The 18,793-nt window shown below is 66.5% G+C and carries 17 protein-coding genes; 5 read left to right on the plus strand and 12 right to left on the minus strand.

What is annotated here, in order from left to right; all coding sequences use genetic code 11:
* Nucleotides 1-31: 31 nt before the first annotated feature.
* The 3 genes from NKH51_RS05225 to NKH51_RS05235 all read right to left on the minus strand — a co-directional run bounded on the left by NKH51_RS05225 (nt 32) and on the right by NKH51_RS05235 (nt 3,307).
* Complete coding sequence (locus NKH51_RS05225) at nt 32-802, minus strand: hypothetical protein (protein WP_254764191.1); 771 nt, start codon at nt 800-802, stop codon at nt 32-34.
* Nucleotides 803-914: 112 nt separating this feature from the next.
* Complete coding sequence (locus tag NKH51_RS05230; protein WP_254764192.1) at nt 915-1,757, minus strand: aldo/keto reductase; 843 nt, start codon at nt 1,755-1,757, stop codon at nt 915-917.
* Nucleotides 1,758-1,882: 125 nt separating this feature from the next.
* Nucleotides 1,883-3,307: an amidase gene (locus tag NKH51_RS05235; RefSeq protein ID WP_254764193.1), complete on the minus strand. Its 1,425-nt coding sequence runs from the start codon at nt 3,305-3,307 to the stop codon at nt 1,883-1,885.
* 305 nt (nt 3,308-3,612) lie between these two features.
* On the opposite strand from NKH51_RS05235, the gene NKH51_RS05240 reads away from it, so the two are divergent.
* Nucleotides 3,613-4,266: a ribonuclease HI family protein gene (locus NKH51_RS05240; protein ID WP_254765118.1), complete on the plus strand. Its 654-nt coding sequence runs from the start codon at nt 3,613-3,615 to the stop codon at nt 4,264-4,266.
* A gap of 203 nt (nt 4,267-4,469) precedes the next feature.
* Here NKH51_RS05240 and NKH51_RS05245 read toward each other — a convergent pair whose 3' ends face one another.
* A complete protein-coding gene (locus tag NKH51_RS05245; protein WP_254764194.1) occupies nt 4,470-5,213 on the minus strand; it encodes a proteasome assembly chaperone family protein in 744 nt (247 codons plus the stop codon).
* Between the two features lie 400 nt (nt 5,214-5,613).
* Between NKH51_RS05245 and NKH51_RS05250 the strand changes: the two genes are divergently transcribed.
* Together NKH51_RS05250 and NKH51_RS05255 are read left to right on the plus strand one after the other, a co-directional pair.
* Nucleotides 5,614-6,525, plus strand: coding sequence for an RsmB/NOP family class I SAM-dependent RNA methyltransferase (locus tag NKH51_RS05250; protein WP_254764195.1), 912 nt, complete (start codon nt 5,614-5,616; stop codon nt 6,523-6,525).
* Nucleotides 6,522-7,079, plus strand: coding sequence for a DUF7122 family protein (locus NKH51_RS05255; protein ID WP_254764196.1), 558 nt, complete (start codon nt 6,522-6,524; stop codon nt 7,077-7,079). Before NKH51_RS05250 ends, NKH51_RS05255 begins: the two co-directional genes overlap by 4 nt.
* 63 nt (nt 7,080-7,142) lie before the next feature.
* Here NKH51_RS05255 and NKH51_RS05260 read toward each other — a convergent pair whose 3' ends face one another.
* The 8 genes from NKH51_RS05260 to NKH51_RS05295 form a co-directional block, all read right to left on the minus strand.
* Entirely contained in the window at nt 7,143-7,481 is a 339-nt protein-coding gene (locus tag NKH51_RS05260) for a four-helix bundle copper-binding protein (RefSeq protein ID WP_254764197.1), read from the minus strand.
* Between the two features lie 73 nt (nt 7,482-7,554).
* On the minus strand, nt 7,555-8,232 hold the full coding sequence (locus NKH51_RS05265; RefSeq protein ID WP_254764198.1) for a DUF4396 domain-containing protein: 678 nt from the start codon (nt 8,230-8,232) through the stop codon (nt 7,555-7,557).
* Nucleotides 8,233-8,349: 117 nt separating this feature from the next.
* Nucleotides 8,350-8,802, minus strand: a complete 453-nt coding sequence (locus NKH51_RS05270) for a response regulator (RefSeq protein ID WP_254764199.1) — start codon at nt 8,800-8,802, stop codon at nt 8,350-8,352.
* Nucleotides 8,803-8,885: 83 nt separating this feature from the next.
* Nucleotides 8,886-9,857, minus strand: coding sequence for a malate dehydrogenase (locus tag NKH51_RS05275; protein ID WP_254764200.1), 972 nt, complete (start codon nt 9,855-9,857; stop codon nt 8,886-8,888).
* Between the two features lie 45 nt (nt 9,858-9,902).
* Complete coding sequence (locus NKH51_RS05280) at nt 9,903-11,435, minus strand: DUF790 family protein (protein ID WP_254764201.1); 1,533 nt, start codon at nt 11,433-11,435, stop codon at nt 9,903-9,905.
* A 174-nt stretch (nt 11,436-11,609) separates the two neighbouring features.
* Nucleotides 11,610-12,530 (minus strand): hypothetical protein, encoded by a 921-nt coding sequence (locus NKH51_RS05285; RefSeq protein ID WP_254764202.1) that lies wholly within the window; start codon nt 12,528-12,530, stop codon nt 11,610-11,612.
* 90 nt (nt 12,531-12,620) lie between these two features.
* The gene (locus NKH51_RS05290; protein ID WP_254764203.1) at nt 12,621-14,159 is read right to left on the minus strand and encodes a DEAD/DEAH box helicase; all 1,539 of its coding nucleotides are present in this window, start codon (nt 14,157-14,159) and stop codon (nt 12,621-12,623) included.
* A 116-nt stretch (nt 14,160-14,275) separates the two neighbouring features.
* Nucleotides 14,276-15,253, minus strand: coding sequence for a sulfurtransferase (locus NKH51_RS05295; RefSeq protein ID WP_254764204.1), 978 nt, complete (start codon nt 15,251-15,253; stop codon nt 14,276-14,278).
* A gap of 203 nt (nt 15,254-15,456) precedes the next feature.
* Here NKH51_RS05295 and NKH51_RS05300 point away from each other — a divergent pair, with 203 nt between their 5' ends.
* Complete coding sequence (locus tag NKH51_RS05300; RefSeq protein ID WP_254764205.1) at nt 15,457-16,554, plus strand: nucleotide exchange factor GrpE; 1,098 nt, start codon at nt 15,457-15,459, stop codon at nt 16,552-16,554.
* Between the two features lie 187 nt (nt 16,555-16,741).
* Nucleotides 16,742-18,682, plus strand: a complete 1,941-nt coding sequence (dnaK, locus tag NKH51_RS05305; protein ID WP_254764206.1) for a molecular chaperone DnaK — start codon at nt 16,742-16,744, stop codon at nt 18,680-18,682.
* The last annotated feature ends 111 nt before the right edge of the window (nt 18,683-18,793 follow it).

The raw sequence follows: 18,793 nt of genomic DNA on the forward strand, positions 1-18,793 counted from the left end.
TTCACGACCGCGGGTCGAAAAAACAATCGGGCTACTCCGACGGGCGAACGAGATTCGCCAGCGCGACGATGGTCCCGAGGAACCAACCGAGCGGGAACGCGATGCCGAGCCACATCGCGGCGTAAGCGGCCCCCTCGAGGCTGAAGTTGCCCCGAAGGTAGTCGTTGATCCCGCCGACGACGAGCACGTTGTCGAGCGCCCAGGCCGCGAACTCGTAACTGGGGTCGAGGACGTACGGATGGAGCGACGGCGTCACGAGCGCCGCGACGACGGGCGGCAGGAACAGCGCCGTCATCGCGAACGGGTAGGCGAAGACGACCGTCACCGCCCGGCCGCCCTTCTTCGTACACGTCGCGGCGAGTGCAGTCGAGACCGTGGCGACGCCGCTGGCCGCCGCGACCGCCAGCACCGCCTCGACGGGGATGTCGACCTGATTCATGTACGACATCGCGCCCCAGGCGATCGTCAGCAGCCCCCAGCCGAGCAACGCCATGCCCGTCACGCCGACGATGCCGAGGCGGGTTCGGGTCGAGTCGAGTTTCGCCGCGTAAAAGCGGGTTGCAAGTCCGAGAACGGTCAGCGGATAGAGGACGAGCAAGCCGATGAGTCCGAGGACGCTCCAGCCGTGATAGCCGATCTTCTGCGGGAGAGTCTCGGGCTTCCACTTGCCCATGACGGAGTGGCCGCGGCCGCGCTGTCTGGGGAAGACGATCTCCATCCAGGCACCGTGTAACCGCCGAACGTCGGCCCTGATCGCGCCGACGAACCCACCACCACCACCTCGTTGTGAGCGGGTAGACATACGCGAGCCAAACGGCCGGCGTACCGTAAACTTTCCTGCTTTTTCTTCGCGGCCGACAGGTGTTCAGTGAGTCGAAAAACGAGCGGTTCGATCGTCAAGCACCGGTAGTAAGTCAGTTCCAGGGGGCGAAGTCGGGGTCGACCTCGCGGCTCGTCTCGTCGATCGCGTCGATCTTGTTGATGTCCTCCCGGTCGAGTTCCACGGTCAGCGACTCCCAGTTGTCGCGGATGTGCTCCGCGCCGGTCGCCTTCGGAATCGTCGTCACACCCTTCTCGCGCGCCCAGGCGAGGCTGACCTGCGCCTCCGTAACATCGTGTTTCTCTGCGACCGCCTGAATCTCGGGCTGATTGAACACCTGCCCGCGGGCCAGCGGCGAGTAGCCGACGACATCGATATCGTAGTTGTCGCAGGCCTCACGGATCTCCTCTTGGGGAAGCATCGGGTGCAATTCGACCTGATTCGCGAAGATCGGCGCGTCGCAGACGTCGACGGCGACCTCGAGGTTTTCGGGGAGGAAGTTGCTGACCCCGACGTTCTCGATCAGGCCCTCCTCGTGCAGTTCCGAGAGGGCCGACAGCGTCTCCTCGGGGTCGTACTCGCCGGACGGCCAGTGGACGTACAGCAGGTCGACATAGTCGACGCCGAGCCGGTCGAGGCTGTCGCGCGCGGACTCGAGAACGTCGTCGCGTCCCAGCTTCGAGATCCAGACCTTGGTCGCGAGGAAAACCTCCTCGCGGTCGACATCCGCGGCCGCGATGCCGTCGCCGACCGCGTCCTCGTTTCGGTAGGCTTGGGCGGTGTCGATGTGCCGGTAGCCCGTCTCGAGGGCCGTTTGCACGCTCTCGGCGCACTGCTCGGCGTCGTCGTTCTCCCACGTGCCGAGTCCGAGCATCGGCATGCCGTTGGCGGTCGGGCAGGTTCCCGGCGCGATCGCGTCGGCGTCTTCTGTTGCCATGTGCGAACGGTGGGGGAGAACGCGAAAAGGGGTTTGGGTTGCGGAGACCGCTTCGGGGTACGGGCGCGAACTTCGCCGGCAGTCGTTTCGTGTGGCCCGTTACCGCCGCCCATTAGCGCTCGCCGTCACTCGTACAGGTAATTCCACGGACGCTCGCGCTCGAGGGCCGCGCTCGCCGCGAGGATGTCGTCGTCGGCGAATCGGCGGCCGATGAGCTGGAGGCCGACGGGACCGCCGCGCTCGGTCAGCCCGGCGGGCGCGGAGGCGACCGGGTGGCCGGTCCAGTTGAACGGCCAGGTCATCGGCCACTCCCAGGCCTCGGCGCCGAGGTCGGCGTGCAACTCCACGTCGGCGCTCGAGAGCGTCGGTGCCGCGAGCAGGTCGTAGTCGGCCAGTACGTCTTCGACGGCGTCGTACACGCCCGTTCGGACGATACCGGACCGGGCGACGTCCGCGGGGCCGTGCTCGTCGGCGATGTGGAGCATCGCGAGCAGACTGTCGGAGACCTCGTCGGACCGCTCCCAGAAGTCGACGCCATGGGCCTCCTCGACGATCGTCGCGCTCTCGAGAACGGAACTCGTATACGCCGGCAGCGCGGCCTCGCTCAGGTCGGCCATCGAGTAGCCGTGGTCGAGCGAGATCTCCTCGACCGTCGCGCCGGCGTCGGCGAGCGCCTCGACCGCGTCGTCGACGACTGCTCGCACCTCCTCGGCGACCGGGAAAACGTCGAGGTCGGGGCTGTAGGCGATCCGGTAGTCGTCGATCGGCCGCTCGAGCGCGTCCAGATAGTCGATATCGATCGGAACGCTGTTGGGGTCGGCCGAGTGCGGGCCATCCATCACCGACAGCATGAGCGCGGCGTCTTCTACGGTGCGGGTCATCGGCCCCTTCGTCGTGTGCTGGAGCTCCCGGCCGAACGCGCTCGGTCGGCCGTCGTCGGGAACCAGTCCGAACGTCGGTTTGAAGCCGTAGACGCCGCAGGCCGCGGCCGGGATGCGCAGCGAGCCGCCCGCGTCGCTGCCGGTCGCGATCGGAGCCATACGAGCGCCGAGGGCCGCCGCCGACCCCCCGGAGGAGCCGCCCGCGTTCAGATCGGTGTCGATCGGCGACGCCGTCGCGCCGATCACCTCGTTGTCGGTCGTCCCTTTGTGGCCCAGCTCCGGCGTGTTCGTCTTCCCGATCACGATCGCGCCGGCGTTCTCGAGGCGCTCGACGATCGCCGCCGTCCGATCGGCGACGTGGTCCGAAAACAGCGCCGAGCCGTACGTGTGGCGGATCCCTTCCTTCTCCGAGCCGAGGTCTTTCAGCGCCAGCGGGACGCCGTGGAGCGGCCCCACGTCGTCGCCGTCCTCGAGCGCCCGGTCTGCCTCGGCGGCGGCTTCGCGCGCGTGGTCCGCACAGACCGTCACGTAGGCGTTGATCTCGTCGTCCAGATCGTCGATCCGCTCGAGGTGGGCTTCGACGGCTTCGGTTGCCGTTACGTCCCCGGTCCGAATTCGGTCGGCGAGTTCCGCCGCAGCGAGTCGCGTCAGGTCCGTCTCGCGTGACATACCGCTAGGACCACCCGGTGTCGTGATATACGTTAGCTTGATTTTCGAGACAACGTGGCATGAATCGTAGCTCGTCGTCGGTCGACGCTCGAGTTGTGTCCTCGAGCGTTCGGCGACAGTGCGAAGCGGAGCGCGCCACTGGTAGACGGTCGACGACTTCCTTATTCGGGCCGTCACCGGTGCCATCTGAAGAGATTTCCCGCTCGACCACCGAGGACCGATACGATGTGGTGCGATCAGCCAACGGGAGCGTTCGAAAGCGAGGGCGTGAAGGCTCGAAACCGAAGCCCGAAGAGGGAAGCGGCGTGACCGACGACTCCCTCCCGGCCGAACGGCTCTCGTCGCCTGCCGCGCTCGTCGACGATGTACTCGCGGGCGTGGGCTACGAGGTGGCGGCCGCTACCGACGCTATCGACGACGCAGTCCCCGGCTACGGCGGCCTCTTCGACCCCGCGACTACCCCGGCCGAGTTGCGTCCCGCACTCGAGGACCTGCTGGCGTCGGGACTCTCCCGGCCGCCCATCCCCGAGCCGTCGAGCGACACGTTCGTCCTCTACGTCGACGGGAGTTCACGCGGCAACCCCGGCCCCGCAGGTGCGGGCGCCGTCATCGCGGACGCTACGGGGGACGAACTCGCCCGTCTCGGCCGCCCCGTCGGCTCCAGAACGGGGAACAACACCGCCGAGTACGTCGCCCTCCAGCTCGGGCTCTCGGAACTGTTGGCTCGCTACGAGCCGCGCCGGCTGGAAGTGCGAATCGATTCGATGACGGTCATCCGAGACGTCTGGGGCGGCGACGACCCCACGGAGCCGGGCGTCGAGACGTACAGCGAGGCCGTCACGGCGGCGCTGTCGAGCATCCCGGAACACGAGTATACGCATCTGGCCGACAGCGATCCGAACCCCGCCGACGCGCTGGCGACAGTAGGCGCCGATATCGCGGCGTTCGGGCCCGGATAGGTGGAGCTATGGCGTTACACTCCGAACCGATAGCTCCGGGACTTCACGTGCTGATACAAACCACGTGCTGATCTACTCCCTCCGTATTCAGTACGTGTCTAGAACGGCGGTTGGGAACGTCAACGACGGCCCCTCCACTGGCGAGTTCACCGGTACCGACCTCGAGTCTCGCAGCGCTCTGAATCCGGCACTCGTAGTACCGGCTACTGGTACATCCGCAACGGCTGGGCCTGGGAACTCTCGTCGCGATCGATCGACTGCATCTGATGGGCCAGTCGCTCGCGTTTCGCGCGGATCTCCTCGGCGTGGTCGACGAGTTCTCCCACGTCGACCTCGAGACCGGCGAGCGGGCCGATCCCGTCCTCGAGGAGGACGCTCGCGGCCTCGGGGTCGGGGAACTGCGGGTCACATTGGACGACGAGCGCGAGCGAGTCGAAGTCCTCGCGGGCGGCGGCGTTGATGAGCGCTCCGGTCGGTCCGGTGATGACGCCGTCCTCCGTCGGGATCGGAATGTCGGCGGCCTCGAGTCGGTCGCCGCCGTCGCCGGTCGCGACGCCGTAGAGGGCGGGCCGCTCGTCGTCTCGCTCGGCGGGAAGCCCGCTGAGATAGATCGGGGTAGCACCCTGCTCGACGATCCAGCCGGTCAGACAGTCGGCGACGCGCTCGACCGCCGCAGACGCGATCGGGGCGTCGCTCTGGAGCGCGAGCAGATCGTGTTCCTCGCTCACGTAGAGGCGCACCGGCGGGCGCGCGGTCCGGTCGCCGCCGCGGTAGACGCCGATTCGCGCCAGTCCCTCGCAGTGGACGCTGGCGTAGTAACGCATCTCGAGTTCGTCGATCAGGTGGTCGGTCGCGATCTTCCCGACGAGGCCGACGCCGGGAAAGCCCTCGACGAGCGTCGGATTCTCGAGTTCTGCCTCCGGACCCTGCAAGCGAACTTCTGCCATACGTTACCAGAGGGGTGTCGGTCGCATAAACTCGAGGGCAGGTGGTAACACGAGTCAGATGCCAACCGAGTCACTCGTCCGATGACAGTTTCGTGACAATCTCGTCAGGAGTGACGAGTGTAACGTCGTCGCGATTTGCAGCCTCCCGTCGCAAGTCGTCGGAGAATCCGGACCGGCAGAAACAGCAATAGTGATACTCGAGTTCGCCCTCGCGGTCGACGAACCGTGGGTGTCCCATGCCCGCAATAGCGTTTCGGTCGGCATAATAGACCCGATTATCTAAATCGCAATTTTACTAATCTCGATTTTACTAATTCGAGGTTGTGGACCAATGCCCGATGCGGATCCGGTGCCGCCCGCTTCGAAACCCACAAACACCGGCCGCCCGAATCCGCGGTCGATGGAGCCACTCGAGCGGTATCGGTCGATCGTCGACGACTTCGACGCCTTTCTGGCGGCCTGCGAGCGGCCGCTGGGTAACGCCGTCCGCGTGAACACGATCAAGGCCTCGGTCGAGCGAACGCTCGCGGCCCTCGAGGAGGAGGGCGTCGGCTACGAGCAGGCCGACTGGAACCCGCGCGTCTTGGACCTCGAGACGGACTCGCCGGGGTCGACGTGGACTTCCTTCCACGGCTTTACCCACGGCCAGGAGGAGGTCTCCGCGGTGCCGCCGGTCGTCCTCGACCCCGAGCCGGGCGAGCGGGTCTGGGACTGCTGTGCGGCCCCCGGCGGGAAGGCGACCCAGCTCGCGGCGCTGATGGACGACCGCGGGACGGTCGTCGCGAACGATAACAACCTCGGGCGCATCTCGGCGCTACGGTTCAACGCCGAGCGCCTCGGCGCGACCAGCCTCGCCGTGACCAACGCGGACGCGCGTAACTACTCGCTCGAGCGGTTCAGTTTCGACGAATTCGACCGGACGCTCGTCGACGCGCCCTGTTCCTGCGAGGGGACGATCCGGAAGAACCCCGACGCGCTGGACAACTGGTCGGAGGGCCACATCTCTTCCGTCGCGGGAATCCAGAAGGGGATCATCCGGCGGGCGATCCAGGCCACCCGCGAGGGTGGGGCCGTCGTCTACTCGACGTGTACCTTCGCGCCCGAGGAGAACGAGGCCGTCGTCCAGCACGCGTTAGACGAGGAGGATTGCCGCGTCGTCGACTTCGACATCGGGCTCGAGCACGCTCCCGGACTGACTGCGTGGGATGGCGAAGAATTCGACTCGAGCCTCGAGCACGCCGCCCGAATCTATCCCCATCAGAACGATACCGGCGGTTTCTTCGTCGCGAAACTGGAGGTGACCGCCGAATGAGCGATGGGGCCGACGGAAGCGCCGGGGACGACGACTCCGAACGGGAGACGAACGACGGGCAGCGGTTCGATCGGCTGCCCGCGACCGCGGCCGAGCGGACCGTCGAGGGCCGGGCCACGCGTGAGGACGTGGTCGAGTACTTCGCGGATCGGTTCGCCATCCCGCCAGAGACGTTCGACGACTACACCTTCTGGGAGAAAGGCGCGGGCAAGATCTGGATCTACGCCGGTGAAGCCCCGACGCCGATCGAGATCGAGGCGATCGGGATGACCTGTCTCCGCACCCGACAGGAACACTGGAAGCCCACGACGGACTTCGCCCAGCGGTTCGGCCGGGCCGCGACCGAGTGCGTGATCGACCTCGAGCGTGAAGAGGCCCGCCGGTTCGTCGCCGGCGAGGACCAGGAGATCGAGCGGTGGGACGGCGACTGGGGATACCTCATCGCGGCACACGAAATCGCCGGCGAGCGCGAATCGCTCGGCGTCGGCCTCTACGTCCACGGCGAACTGCGCTCGATGGTGCCGAAGGGCCGACAGCGCGATCTCGAGGTCTAACGGCCACTGTGGGGCCGGTACCGACGTCGATCGCGAAAGAACGAGGGCGACGCGCGAGGCCGTCTATATCATCTGGCGACACGTTTCGACGCAGTCGTCGAGCACGTCGGCGCAGGTCTGACAGTGATCGTGGTCGTGTTGGCGACACTCGTCGGCGCACTCTTCGGCAGCATCGGCGGTCGCTTCGGCGAGGTCGGTGCTGTAGCTCGAGTTTCGAGCCATGAAGCGGGCGTGCTCGCTCGCGAGATCCGCCACGTCCCGACAGAGGCGGATGCACCGGGACATATCCATGTCCTCGTCGAGACACTCGTCTGCACACCACTCGCAGGCCTGAACGGCTTCGAAACAGTTGTCGATACACTCCTGCTCGGTGTCGTTCAGTTCGAGTGCTGCTAGTGGCATCGCGTAGAACGCACGGTTGCAATGTGAAAGGGCGTTGTGCCTTCGATTTCAGCGGCGGTTCTGACGGGCGGGCTCAGGCACCCGTCTCGGTGCCCATCTTCGCGGGATTCATCATTCCTTCTTTGACGCCGGCGTGGATGAGCAGGAGGTTGACCGGATACGCTGCGATCAGCCCGATCGAAAGCGAGCAGACGAGGCCGGTCCAGAACAGCACGTCGCCCATTCCGGCCTCTCCGGCGAGCCAGATGTCGGTGCTGATGGCGACGATTTCCATCACGGTGATGCTCGCCGTTTCCGAATAAAACGCGTCCTGAAGTGCTTCTCGCAGGCCGACGCCCTCCTGCATCAGCGGCCCGACCGTCAGCGCGTAGCCGAACAGATACGCTAGCGCGAACGTGAGAGCGACGGTGCCGGTCGTCTTGAACGCCAGTAAGCCGACCGCGATGGAGATGCCGAGGACTTCTCCTGTCCCACAGCCCGAGTAGCAGTGGCTGACAGACCGGAATCCCTTCCGCCAGAACGAATCGTGGTCGATCTGCGTCCGGCCCGACCACCAGTAACCGACGAGGCCGATTGGACCGGAGTACAGCACTGTAAATCCCCAGACGAACTGCATCAGGCTCTTCAGTTCCGAATTGTTCCGCCGAAGGTCCCACACGAGGACGGCCAGCGATGCGGCGACGACGACTCCCCATGCCGTGAGATACGTGGGGTTCGTGAGGACGTTCTGTAGCGTCTGCTGGATCGCCATGGTCTGCAGCAGGCGCTCGAGTCTGACGGCGTTTCGGCTTGCACGAGCGGTGGTTGCGTCTCGAATGCACGACCGTTCATCACGGCGCTGACAGCAACAGGCCGAACGGACCGCCGATCACGACGGCAGGGATGGCAGCGTCGCCTCGTCGACCCAGAACGATTCGACGGCTCGGCTGATCTCGGCGAACTCGTCGGGGTCGGTCGGCTTCGTGAGATAGGCGTTCGCACGGAGTTCGTAACTCTTGACGATGTCCTCGGTCGCCTCGGAACTCGTGAGCACGAGCACGGGGAGCGACGCCAGAAGCGAATCGTCCTTGATCGCCTCGAGCACGTCGAAGCCGCTCGTTCCCGGCAGGTTCAGGTCCAGCAGCATGAAGTCGAGGTCCAGCCCAGACTCGACGGTCGCCCGCTCCCGGAGAAACTCGAGGGCGGCATCGCCGTCAGTCTTCGTATGGAAGGTCGTCTCGAACCCCGCCGATTCGAACGCTTCTCGTATCAGGCGGACATCGCCGGGATTATCTTCGACGAGCAGGATGTCGACCGGCTCGCTGGTGGACTGGTCGGACACGGCTGTGTTCGTCTTCGAACAGGATTGGTAACTGTATAAGGCTGGTCACTACAGACATTGGGTCATACTGCCACCGTCGGCGTCTATCGCTCGAGGGAGCGCCGAACGGCGGCCGCCGCGCGCTCGAGGCCCTCCTGCTCGGCGGGCGCGAGGTCCCAGTCGACGATCTCGGCTACGCCGCCCGAATCGAGCACCACGGGAACGCTCACACTGGTGTCCTCGAGGCCGTACTCGCCGGAAAGCGGCGTCGACAGACAGACCGGCTCGTCGGTGCCGCCGCCGACGAGTCGGAAGACGATCGCCGCGATTCCCCGGCTGGTTACCCACCGCGACGATTCGTCTCCGCCGCGCTTGGCGATGACGTCGTAGGGGACCTCTCGGACGTAATCGAGGATCGCCTCGCGCTCGGTCGGGTCGAGGTCGACCGGCTCCCCGGCGACCGTCGCCCGTGAGAAGGCCGGCACCATGTGTTCGCCGTGCTCGCCGAGAATGGGGCAGAAAATCTCGCCCGGCGAGACGTCGAACCGCCGGGCCAGCTCGTCGGCGATTCGCGCCGTCTCGGACAGCGAGTAGCCGATGAAACACCGGCGCGGCCAGCCGCTCTCCTCCCAGAGTCGGTGCGTGATTCTGTCCGACGGGTTGGCGGCGACGACCGTCGGCGTCGGCTCCGCGTCGCCGATCCAGTCGCCCACCTCGGCGGCGATCTCGAGGTTCCCCTCGAGGATCGACAGTCGACCGCCGCGCTGGAAACTGTCCGCGGGTCGCGAGACGCTCGCCGCGACGACGATGGCGTCGGCAGCGGCGACGGGCTCGAGCCCTGGCTCTGCGGTCGGGTCGATCGTCGTGACGGTTCCGGGCCGTTCGGTGTCGAACGACGGGCGGCCCGCCGCGTGGGCCACGTGACACTGCGAGTGGCGGAGATCGATCGCGTGGCCCTCCGTGACCTCGGTGTGTGGGTCAGCCAGCGTGACGGTCGCTGCCGGCTGCGCTACCGCGATCGTGTACGCGACGGTGCTGCCGATCGTCCCTCCGCCGCCGACGACGAGCACGTTCATACACGAGCTATCGGTCTGCCAACTCGTAAGCGGTGGGGGTCGTCCCTAGCGCTGCGCGACCGTCCCGCCGGCGAGCCCGTCCCACTCGACGCGGTAGCCGAGCCGGGAGAGGACGGCGCTCGAGTCGGCGATGCCGTGCTCCTCGAACGCGGTCTCGGCGTCGGCGAGGGCCATTCCTGCCTCGATTTCGTCGCCCAGTTCCTCGAGGACTGCGGGCCGGATCAGCGTCCGACCGACGCGTTCGTGGTCGGGAAACGATTTGTCGGCGAGGGCGTCCGCGCTCGCGCCGTAGCGCTCGGCCAGCGACTCGAGCGTGATCGCATCTTCGTCGGGTCGTAGCTCCTCGGGAATTCGGGCCGCGCTCTCGGCGACCAGTTGGCGCTCGTACTCCCGGAGGACATCGGCCACGTCTTTGACCCGAACCGTCCCCGAGTAGGGAATCGCCCGGTGGTCGCGGGCGGCGATCTCCTCGCCGACCCCCAGCGACTCGTCGACGGCGACCAGCATGTCCACGTCCTCGAGGTCGGCGAGCTGGGCGAGCTTCTTCTCGACGTACTCGGGCGTCCAAAAGCCCATGATCTCGAAGTAGACGCGGAAGTCCCCGTGTTCGTAGTCGAAGGCGAAATCTGGGATCATCACCCGCGTCCCCGTCGCGAGCGGCTCCGGCTCGCGAACGAGGTCCCAGTCGAGGTCCAAACTCGCGAAACGGCCGGCGAAGTCGGCCTCGACGCCGCTGTCGAACGACACGCCCGCGACCGGCTCGGCGTCGGGCACTCGGATCGGATTCTCGTCGGAAAGCTCGAGCGTTCGGTCGGTGCCCCGATCGTCGATCGTCGCCTCGAGGTGCCACGACTCGGCGCTCGCGACCGTCCGCAGGAGTCGCGCGAAGCGCGTGCCGTACCGCCGCGTCGCGCGAAAGAGGTGCGTCGGGCCGGTGACGGTCACTTCGCGTTCCGACGGGCCGTCGACCCCGGCCGCGGACTCGCCCTCGAGGCGCCGAATCTCGTACATCAGCCGCAGACGCTTGATCGCCGAGATCAGCGCCTTCGGATCGCTCGAGCGCACCCGGACCTCCGTCGCGTCGAACAGCGCCGTCTGCGCCAGCGAGAGGTTGTACTGCGCGACGAGCCCATCGGGGTCCCAACGCGGCTCGATCGCCGTCAGGAGCTGGCGCTCCTCGAGGTCGGCGTAGAGTGCTGTCTCGAGGGCGTCCGCCGACATGCCGAGGGACTCGCTTGCTCTGATGAGCGCCTTCGTACGTTCGTCCTCAGTGACAACGCTGATTGCCTCGGCGGCTTCGAACGCTGCCCTCCGGGCCCGCTCGGGCTCGATTTCGGCGTCGGTTTCGAAGGTCGCCTCCCGCTCAAGCAGCGCCGCGAGCCCGCGCGCGAGCTTGAAGTCGTCCGCCTCGCGCTCGAGGTCGGTCAGCGCCGCCTCGAGCGCCGCGCGCGACTCGCCGACGTGGCCCTGATACGTGCCGATGACGCGGGCCGCGAGCGGGCGGTGTTCGCGGCCGGCGAACTGCGGGTGGTAGCCGCCGCCGGCCCGCGAGACGCGCAGCAGGTCCTTCGTCAGCATCTACCTCGAGTCGGTGCGGCGTGGGCAAAAACGGTGCGGACGACGCGAAGAACGGTACGCTTCGCTCTCGTTTACACGCTGGAACGGTCGTCAGATAGATGAGAACGGCGACGACAAGCGGTCGGAACTCGGTGGCGATGGACCGTCGACGGCTACGTCTGGCCGGTCAGTGGGTCAGAGGACCAGGGACGGGAAGAGCATGAGCAGCCCGCCGACGAGCGCGAAGCCGATCCCGAGCGGTCCGCCTCGCCACACCGTCCGTCGAAGCAACCGCTCGTCGGTCGGGCCGACGGCGACCGCGCTCGCATCGACCGCCAGTCCCGATCGGTTTCCTGCGATCGAATGGCCGTCGACCACGCTGCCAAGCACGCGGACCGGATCGCCGGATTCGAGCACCCCTTCGGCACGCCGGCTGCTCGGGGCGTCGGGATCGACGGTCACGCCCTCGAGGAGGCGACCCAGCAGCACGGTCGACGTGTCCGGTTCCGAGAGCGATCTGATGGGGAGGCGAATGCGCGCGTCAGTCGGATCGACAACGAGCATCCCTGTCTCGTCGGCCAGATCAAACGGCTGGCAGTCGGCCCGTCGGTCGTCGATCACGGTAACGGTCGTCGAGTGGCCCAGATTGCGGGCCGCGGTTTCGATCCGCGCGTCGTACGCGACGCAAGGCGTCTCGGTACACGGTGCGACGAGGTCGCCGTCGGAATCCACCGTTCCGTCGAGCGCTACCGTGTCGCCGACCGCACAGTCGCGGACGGCCGTCGCGTCGACGGACGAGAAGCGACGATACTGCGGCAACCGGCCGAGCGCTCGACCCGCCATAACCGTTCCCGCGAGAAAGAGGACCACCCCGAGGGTCGATGCGAGCGTCGCCCTCTCGCCGATCAGTGACGTGCCGGTCGCGGACGCGACGGCGACGCCGCCGACACCGACGAGACAGATCCCAGCGACGGTGGCCCACCCGACCCCATCCCGTTCCATCGCGACAGCGAAATTCGTCGCCAGCCCGCTCCGGGCCGCGGTCCCGACCACGAGTCCGCCGAGAACGGCCGCCAGCAGGAGGACCTCGAGCCCCGCGACGTAGTTCAGCCCCATTCTATCTCCGGCTGTGTTCGCACGCTAGTTATGTATTTCCGTCTGACCAGTCAGAAGACGAACTACGGTCGCGCTCCGGGGGATGCGGCGCTACCGTCGTCTGTTGGCCACGTTCTCCTCGGACGTGTCGGCGCTCACGATCTCGTAGAGAACGGCCCGACCCGCTCGAGCGGCGGCCGTTGCTGCCTCGCTCGAGGCTGGCGACTCGGTATCGACCCCTTTCGGCCGCAGAATCCGTCCGAGCCGCTGCGTGAACTCGCGTTCACTGCCGCTGCCAGAGAGAACGACCGCGACCGAAGCGTCGGGAACGTCGACCCCCTCGTCGAGTACGTTCGAGGTCGCGATCCGCGTGTAGGTCCCCTCGCGGAACCGCTCTAAGATCTCCCGCCGTTCCGCGGCTCCGGTCTGGTGGGTGATCGCCGGGATCAGAAACCGCTCGCTGACATCGTACGCGAGGTCGTTGTGGGCCGTGAAGACGATGGTCCGCTCGCCGCGGTGGTCGTCCAGCACGTCGGCGAGGGCCTCGAGTTTGGCCTCGCTGCCGAGCATGATCTCGCGTGCGCGCTGGCGTGCGAGCAGCGCCTCGCGAGCCGCGGGATCGGAGCCCGAGCGCTTGACGAGTTCCTGGTAGTCCGAGCCGCTGCGCATGTCGATGTTCGAGCGCGCGAGATAGTTCGTGAACGTCTCCTGCGTTCGCTCGTACTCCTCGCGTTCCTCGGGGGTGAGCGAGACCTCGAGGCGCTTCACGTCGTAGTTCGCGAGGTGGTCGCCCGCGAGTTCGTCCACGTCGACGCGGTGGACCAGCGGGCCGACGACCTCCTCGATGACCTCGTGTGCGCCGTCGGGGCGCTCGAAGGTCGCGGTCAGCCCCAATCGCGCGGGGGCGGCGAGCAGGCGCGCGATCTCGCGGTAGCCCTCGCCGCCGAGGTGATGGACCTCGTCGAAGACGACCAACCCGAACCGATCGCCCACCGAATCGGTTTTGAGATACGCCGAGTCGTACGTCGAGACGGTGAGCGGCTCGAGGCGCTGCTCGCCGCCGCCGAAGCGACCGATCGGACTGCCGAATTCGCGCTCGAGTTCCCGCTGCCACTGCTCGAGCAGGTCGATCGTCGGGACGACGACGAGCGTCGGGACGGCGAGGCGTTCGATCGCCTTCAGCGCGATGACGGTCTTCCCGCTGCCGGTCGGCAGTTCGAGAACGCCGGCGGGCGCTCGCCCGATCGACTCGGGAGCGGGCGCCGTCCGGTCGAACACCGGCGCGTCGACGCCGGCCCAGCGGTCGGTCTCGAGCCACGCCTCGAGCGCCGTTTCCTGATAGTCGCGAAGTTCGTACGCAGACCGGAGGTCGGAGACGGACGCGAGATCGAGGACGCGATCGGCGGTCGCGGTATCCGTATCCGCCAGCGTCGCGCGCAGGTCGGCGTACCGATTGGCGGGAGTGCGCCACCCGTCGGTCCGCCGGTCGGGCTCGAGGTCTGGCACCCGCTGTCGAAGCGACGACGGCGAGACGGCGGCCCCCTCGAGGCCGTCGATTCGGATCGTTCCGTCTTCGTACCGGAGTTCGATCGCCGCCGGTTCGTCGGTCGGTGGCCGCGTCACGGGAGACAGTCGGAGGGAGACACACATATACGATCGGGGTCCGACGGAGTCGGACCGCCGTGTGGGCTCGTCGGCGTCATCGTCACCGTCGCCGTCGCTTTCCTGTCGACGTCGGACGACCACGATAACGCACGCTCGGCGCGTTACGCGAAGGTGTCGACCACCGTGCCCGTTCCCTCCCCTGACGTGTAGTAGTAGCCGTCCGCTTCGGAGAGCGTCCCCCAGTCGGCCCAGCTTCCTTCGTAGTTCCGGACGGTGTCCCAGCCGAGCTGTTCCATGATGAACCAGCCGACCGATCCGCGGACGGCGGTCGAGCAGTACGATATCGTTTCCACCGTCGGATCGAGACCGGCGTCCTCGAGCCACAGCGTTTCGAGCTCGGCTGGCGATCGTAACCGAGCGCCGTCGTCGACGAGGTTCTGCGTGTACTCGATGTTTATCGCGCCGGTGATGTGGCCGTATCGGCTACCACCGCCGTCTCGTTGCGTACCGTAGTATTCCGCGGGCGTCCGATTGTCGACGAGTTGTACGTCCGCGCCGTCCTCGCGGACGTTGGCCGCGACGCGTTCGCGCGTCGCGACGACGTCCATCTCGAGGTCGGGCTCGTAGGTGGCGGACGTCGACTCGGGAGTACCCGTTTCGGTTTCGCCGCCGGCGTCCGCCCAGACCGGATAGCCGCCGTCGAGTAACGCCACGGTTCCCTCGTGGCCGATCGCGCGAAGCGTGTAGATCGCGTACGTCTCCCACAGATTCGATCCCTCGCCGTAGACGACCACGTCGTCGTCGGGAGTGATACCGGCCTCCGCGACGACCGTCGCGATCACGCCGGGCGACGCTTCGTAGCCGTCGGGCGTCTCCTCGTAGTGTTCTTCCAACAACGCGGTGTCGGGAAACCGACGCGCACCGGCGATGTGGCCGTCGGTAAATGCGCCTTCGTCCCGAACGTCAAGCAGTGCGACGCCGTCTACGTTGTCGGTGAGCCACTTGCTGTCGACGACCCCATCGAACTCGCTCGCGGCTGGCGTCGTGTATAGCTCCGGTTTCGTCTCCGTTTCTCCTCCCGTCCCGAGACAGCCGGCAACCGAGAGTCCGCCGACAACTGTACCGATACTCCGAACCACGGCTCGTCGACTGACTCCGCCGGATGAGTCCATGTACAGTATCCCTCAGGACTGTGGAACCAAGAGCGTAGCGCCGGTCTCGTCCGAATCGGCACGCGACCCATTCTCGATACGGAGCCGCCCCCTCCCCCGGTTTCGTCGCCGCCGTCGATCTCGGACCGGGTACCTCAACCCTTTTATTACCGCTGTTCGTTGACTGGCACATGAGCGAAGACGAGGGTACGAACGCGTCCGCCCACGGTGTTTCCTCCGAGGGGGAACCCGACGACGACGAAACGACCGACGCGGATCCCGTGGAGTCGACGGATGGGGAACCGAACCCGGCCCCCAACGGAGACGAGGGCGAAACGGAGTCTGCGACCGTGGACGACTTGAGCCCGGACGAACTCGAGGGAGGGGCCGGCGACACTGCCGAGCCAGCCCCCAGTGGCGAACCGGACGACGCGACCGACGCGGCACCTGAAACGAGCGACGACATCCAACGACTGCTCGATCAGGTCACCGAATACGACGACGAACTCGCCCATCAGGTCAACTCGATCGTCGAGGAAGCCCGCGACCTCAACGGGACGGTCACCCATCAGCGCGAAGAACTCGAGGACTTAGAAGAGCGCATCGAAGAACAGGCCGAGACCATCGGCGAACTACAGGACGACATAGAGGAGTACGAACAGGCCCTAGCGGAGCGCGACGAGGAAATCGAGGACCTCAAAAGCCGGCTCAAGCGCAAACAGGCCGACTTCCAGAACTACAAGAAGCGGGCGAAAAAGCGCCAACAGCAGATCAAAGACCGCGCGACCGAAGACCTCGTCGAGCGACTCATCGGCGTCCGCGACAACCTCAAGCGCGCCCTCGAGGAACAAAGCGGCGACGCCGAGAGCTTACAGGAGGGTGTCGAGATGACGCTTCGGGAGTTCGACCGCATCCTCGAGGACGAGAACGTCTCCGAGATCGACCCCGAACCCGGGACCGAGGCCGATCCCCAGCGCCACGAGGTCATGATGCAGGTCGACAGCGCCCAGCCGGAGGGAACGGTCGCCGACGTCTACACGCCCGGCTACGAGATGGGCGATAAGGTCATCCAGAACGCGCAAGTCACCGTCTCGAACGGCGAACTCGAGGGTGACGGCGAGGACCCGGACGGTGCCGAGACGGACGACGAAGGCGAATCTGTGGGTGCCACCTCCGACGATGCGCCCTCGGACGGAGACGAACCGGCGGCGACCGAGAATAGCGCAGAGAGCGACGACGAGGCGATCGAACTCGGCGGCGAGGTCGCAGGCGACGACGCCGACGAGTGAGAAACCGAAATCACTGATCACCCTCCTTTTCCGGCGAGAGCCAACCGACACACGGTCGATTCGAACCTGTTTTTACTGACTCCCAACTGCCGTATACGGGGTCGTAGACCGCCCGAACGGCATTTTATTCGGGTCTCGCTCGTTCCTAGTAACCTTTAAAACAAAGTGCGCACAATACCCGCCCACGATGGCGAGCAACAAGATTCTCGGAATCGACCTCGGAACGACGAACAGCGCGTTCGCGGTGATGGAAGGTGGCGATCCTGAGATCATCGTCAATGCGGAAGGTGAACGGACGACTCCCTCCGTCGTCGCGTTTACCGACGACGACGAACGGCTCGTCGGCAAACCCGCGAAAAATCAGGCGATCCAGAACCCCGAAAAGACGATCTCCTCGATCAAGCGCCACATCGGCGAGGAGGACTACACCGTCGAGATCGAAGGCGAAGACTATACGCCCGAACAGATCTCGGCGATGACCCTCCAGAAGATCAAGCGCGACGCCGAGGACTACCTCGGCGACGAAGTCGAGAAGGCCGTCATCACGGTCCCCGCGTACTTCTCCGACCGACAGCGCCAGGCGACCAAAGACGCCGGCGAGATCGCCGGCTTCGAGGTCGAGCGCATCATCAACGAGCCGACCGCCGCGTCGATGGCCTACGGCCTCGACGACGATTCCGACCAGACCGTGCTCGTCTACGACCTCGGCGGCGGCACGTTCGACGTTTCCATCCTCGATCTGGGCGGCGGCGTCTACGAGGTCGTCGCGACCAACGGCGACAACGACCTCGGCGGCGACGACTGGGACGAGGCCATCATCGACTGGCTCGCCGACGAGTTCGAGGACGAACACGGCATCGACCTTCGCGAGGACCGTCAGGCCCTCCAGCGGCTCAAAGACGCCGCCGAGGAAGCCAAGATCGAACTCTCCTCGCGCAAGGAAACCGAGATCAACCTGCCCTTCATCACCGCGACCGACGACGGTCCGATCCACTTAGAGGAGTCGATGACCCGCGCGAAGTTCGAGTCGCTCACGCAGGATCTCATCGACCGCACCGTCGAGCCGACCGAGCAGGCGCTCGAGGACGCGGGCTACGACAAGGACGACATCGACGAGGTGCTCCTGGTCGGCGGTTCGACCCGGATGCCCCAGGTCGCGGAGAAGGTCGAGGAACTGACCGGCAAGGAGCCCCAGAAGAACGTCAACCCCGACGAGGCCGTCGCGCTGGGCGCGGCGATCCAGGGCGGCGTGCTCGGCGGCGAAGTCGACGATATCGTCCTGCTCGACGTGACGCCGCTCTCGCTGGGTATCGAGGTCAAAGGCGGCCTCTTCGAGCGGCTCATCGAGAAGAACACGACGATCCCGACCGAGGAATCGAAGATCTTCACCACCGCGGCGGACAACCAGACCACGGTGCAGGTCCGGGTCTTCCAGGGTGAACGCGAACTGGCCGAGGAGAACGAACTGCTCGGCGAGTTCCACCTGACCGGCATCCCGCCGGCCCCCGCGGGAACCCCGCAGATCGAAGTCACCTTCTCGATCGACGAGAACGGCATCGTCAACGTCTCCGCCGAGGACAAGGGCAGCGGCACCACCGAGGAGATCACCATCGAGGGCGGCGCCGGTCTCTCGGACTCGGAGATCGAGAAGATGCAGCGCGAGGCCGAGAAACACGCCGAGGAAGACCAGCAAAAGCGCCAGCGCATCGAGGCCCGCAACACTGCCGAGGCCACGATCCAGCGCGCCGAGACGCTCCTCGAGGAGAACGACGAGCAGGTCGACGACGACCTCCGGGCAGACATCGAGGGCGCGATCGAGGATCTCGAGGAGACGATCGACGACGATGACGCCGACGCGGAGGACATCGAAGCCGCGACCGAGGACCTGAGCGAGGAGCTTCAGGAGATCGGCAAGCAGATCTATCAGGAAGCCGGTGCCGGTGCGGCCGGCGGCGCTGGCGGCGCTGCGGGTGCCGGCGGCGCTGCGGGCGCTGGCGGAGCGGCCGGCGCGGGCATGGGCGGCGGCCCGAACCCCGGTCCCGAGTCCGGCGCTGCCGGCGACGACGAGGAGTACGTCGACGCCGACTTCGAGGATGTCAGCTTCGACGAGGACGAAGACGACGAGTAACGCGGGAGTCGATTTCGATCCGTCAGACCACGTCTGATGCTGTCGACGAAGGTGACGCGGAAGGGTGAAGGCCAGGGATTAGGGCGCAAGCACTGCATCCGCGAGCGAACG

It is taken from the genome of Natrinema marinum, from assembly GCF_024296685.1.
GTDB classification, from domain to species: domain Archaea; phylum Halobacteriota; class Halobacteria; order Halobacteriales; family Natrialbaceae; genus Natrinema; species Natrinema marinum.